2 protein-coding genes and 1 pseudogene are annotated in these 2,978 nt (G+C 62.6%); 2 read left to right on the top strand and 1 reads right to left on the bottom strand.

Annotation, left to right across the window (positions count from 1 at the left end; all coding sequences use genetic code 11):
- Positions 1-233, top strand: a pseudogene (locus ACZ4MU_RS35155) (IS5/IS1182 family transposase); the annotation flags it as partial.
- An 809-nt stretch (positions 234-1,042) separates the two neighbouring features.
- Here ACZ4MU_RS35155 and ACZ4MU_RS35150 read toward each other — a convergent pair.
- Complete coding sequence (locus ACZ4MU_RS35150; protein ID WP_467883687.1) at positions 1,043-1,669, bottom strand: hypothetical protein; 627 nt, start codon at positions 1,667-1,669, stop codon at positions 1,043-1,045.
- Positions 1,670-1,889: 220 nt separating this feature from the next.
- On the opposite strand from ACZ4MU_RS35150, the gene ACZ4MU_RS35145 reads away from it, so the two are divergent.
- On the top strand, positions 1,890-2,822 hold the full coding sequence (locus ACZ4MU_RS35145) for a LysR family transcriptional regulator (protein ID WP_467883685.1): 933 nt from the start codon (positions 1,890-1,892) through the stop codon (positions 2,820-2,822).
- Positions 2,823-2,978: the final 156 nt, after the last annotated feature.

Raw genomic sequence — 2,978 nt, 5'->3', positions numbered from 1 at the left:
ATCCCGCACACCATCCCCGAACGACTCGACCAACAAAAACACCGCAGGAACCGGGGATCCCGAGGCGGCCGTCCCACCGGCTTCGACCGCGAGCAGGACAAGAAACGCAACGCCGTCGAACGCGCGATCAACCGTCTGAAGGGCTTCCGCGCCGTCGCCACCCGTTACGAGAAACGGGCCTACACCTCGGCACCATCACCCTCGCAGCCCTCATCATCTGGCTCCGAACATGATCCAAGAAACAGTGCCTAGACCACAACGGGGTCTTGAAGACCGACGTCACGCACGGGCCCGGATTCGCCAACAGCGTCAGAGGTTTGGCCGGGCCACCGTCACGCAGGCGCTGCAGAGGGCCGGTGTTGTTGGGCAGCGGCACGGCCGGACGGTCGCTGCGGGCGCTGATGGTCCGGGGCCCGCGGGACCGACTCCGTATCCGCGATTGCCTACTTGCCGAAGCTGCGCGGGCTCAGCCCGGTGCACGGAGCTATAGGCATTACGGACAGCCTCTAGACGCGCTCTCAGTGGTCTTTTGAACCCTGGCCGTTGATCCGCGGGACAGGTCGATACGGCCCCAATTTCGGACGTTGCGTTTTCCAAAGGTGCCGGTGCCAGCGCTTGACACACCATATGACGCAGGCGATTGGCAGCAAGGACAAAATCGTAGGGGCCGCTGGCGGTAGCCATGTCCAAATAGGTATCGGCCACACCACGGCGCTGCCGATAGGGAGAACGACGCTTAGGCCGATCAAGAAGCCTCCCCATACGTCGTCAACCCGAGGCCACCAGGAACGGCCCTGCAGGTACGGCTCGAACCGCATCATTACGGCAATTACTAGCGCCACGGCCGGCGCCATCAGCCAAGGCGATGCGGGCACACCGCGATTGCCGAGGAGTTCGCCGATCAAGGTTGCAGGTATGTATGCCGGGAGCAGGAACATGGCTGTATAAATAGCGCCGGACGCTACAGCCCCGAGGTCGCCGTCCGAGTCAGCATTCTTCTTGTCTTCGTCATTTTTCACGGCGACCCCATCCTCTCACCTGACTACAGGCATGCTTCCGCGAGCGCAGGAAGCCCCGTGGGGTTCACTATAAGGTTAGCGATGTCATCGTCGAGGTTGCCAGGGTACTTCTTGTGCTTAAGGTAATCCCAGACGGCTTTCGCTACTTTCTTTCCGTTCTTGACGATCCTGTACACCTTGGCGACGCCGATTGCATTCTCAGCAGCGAACTTTGCCACCCCGGCCGCGCACTGGAACCATCCACGGGTGGCAGGTTTAGCACTTGCCCCCTGGTTCAAGAAGTCCGCCACCTCTTGGGCCGCCCCCTCATCGCCGGCCTCGAGGCGCTGAATCAGCGACTCAGGGATTGAGCCAATGAGGTCCAGTGCTTGCTGAACTGCGGCTATCCCCTTCTCATCGCCGACGTCGGCAAGGCTGGAGCCGACGGGGGATGGGGCTGCATCTACCCCCGAGTCGCGCGCCCAAAGACGGAGCCCGGCACCCTTTATGCCCTGCATCGGAATTGCGGATACTGTCGCCCGGGTCGCCTTCTCTTGCGTACGGTCGGCGGCAACCGCTGCCCCGGACATCACGGTGCCAATCATTGCCGAGGCGACGAGAGCAGCAACTCCAACCGCAAAGCGACGATGGAAAGTCTTGTTCTGCAGCACGGCACTCCTTTTTCCAATTCAGGCGCGACTCAACAGCAAGGCATTCCAGTGCCAAGTTGCCGCCGACGGCCACACGCCTATGCTGCTGACGGACTCTAGTTAAATACTCGACCCGAGTCGATTAGGAATTTTCGATATCCCGATAAGGGGACCCTTCCACCCCCTCCATCAGCCTGAGCGAAGTTGGCCTGTTTATGATGAGCGTCGGAGGTGGCTCGTCATGCGTGTGGAACAGTTGGAATACCTGGCGGAAGTCACACGGCTGGGATCCCTGCGCCGCGCTGCCGAGGTACTGCACTTGTCGCAGTCGGCACTGAGCGAGACGCTCCGCAACCTGGAGCGGGAACTGGGCGTGGAGCTCTTGGAACGCAAGCGTTCCGGAGCAAAGATCAGCGGCCAAGGGCGCGAACTACTACCGCACATCGCCGGAGTGCTGGACGCGGTCGACCGGCTGCGCCAGGCAGCCGATGAGCAGCACCAGATCAGCCGTAGGTTGCGGCTGGGCACGGTCAACGCAGCCACGGTCACACTGCTGACACCGGCCATCCGTGAGTTCCGTGCCGCTCATCCATCGACTGAGGTGGAGGTGATCGCGGACCAGCAGGACGGTATCCAACGACATCTGGCCGAAGGCGGGTTCGACCTCGGGCTGGTCAGCTACCTTCGAGACGACGATCTGCCCCCTGGCCTGCACACCACCGAACTGTTGCACGGACGCCCGGTCGTCTGCGTCCGTCCCGACAGCCCGTTGGCTGCGCTCAAAGCAGTCACCGTCACCGATCTACTGGGCGAGCCGTTGATCGTGATGCGATCCGGCTACGTCATGCACCGTTACATCCACCGGCTTCTGAGCGGCCGAACGCCATCCTTTTCTTACTCGGCCGACGGCGCCGAGATGTGCAAGCTGATGGTGGCTGAGGGCCTCGGCGCCACCGTGCTGCCCGACTACAGCGTGCTCGGCGACCCCTTGGAACGCAGCGGCACGCTCGCGTGTCGTCCGCTGGCCGACGGCTCCACCGAACTCCGCGTCATGGTCCAGCGACGCCACGCCCACCCGATCCCCACAGCGGCCCGGGAACTGCACACCATCCTCGTGCGCCAGGCCGCAGACCGACGCAAGCACCAGCCTGCAGCACAAGCCCACCCGGCCTGAGCATCTTCATCGGATCAGCAGGGGAGGCGTCCGTGTCTTACTTTCCACCCACCGAGTTCTTAGGGCTTGCAGAGAATCAACATGCTGACTTGATCTCTGTGGGCATGTTGTCCGCGAGGAACGCGGTGACGTCGGCGGGTGTGCGGAACCTGGCTG

This window comes from Streptomyces sp. NPDC026377, assembly GCF_055567715.1.
This window is presented reverse-complemented; position numbering and strand designations above follow the sequence as displayed.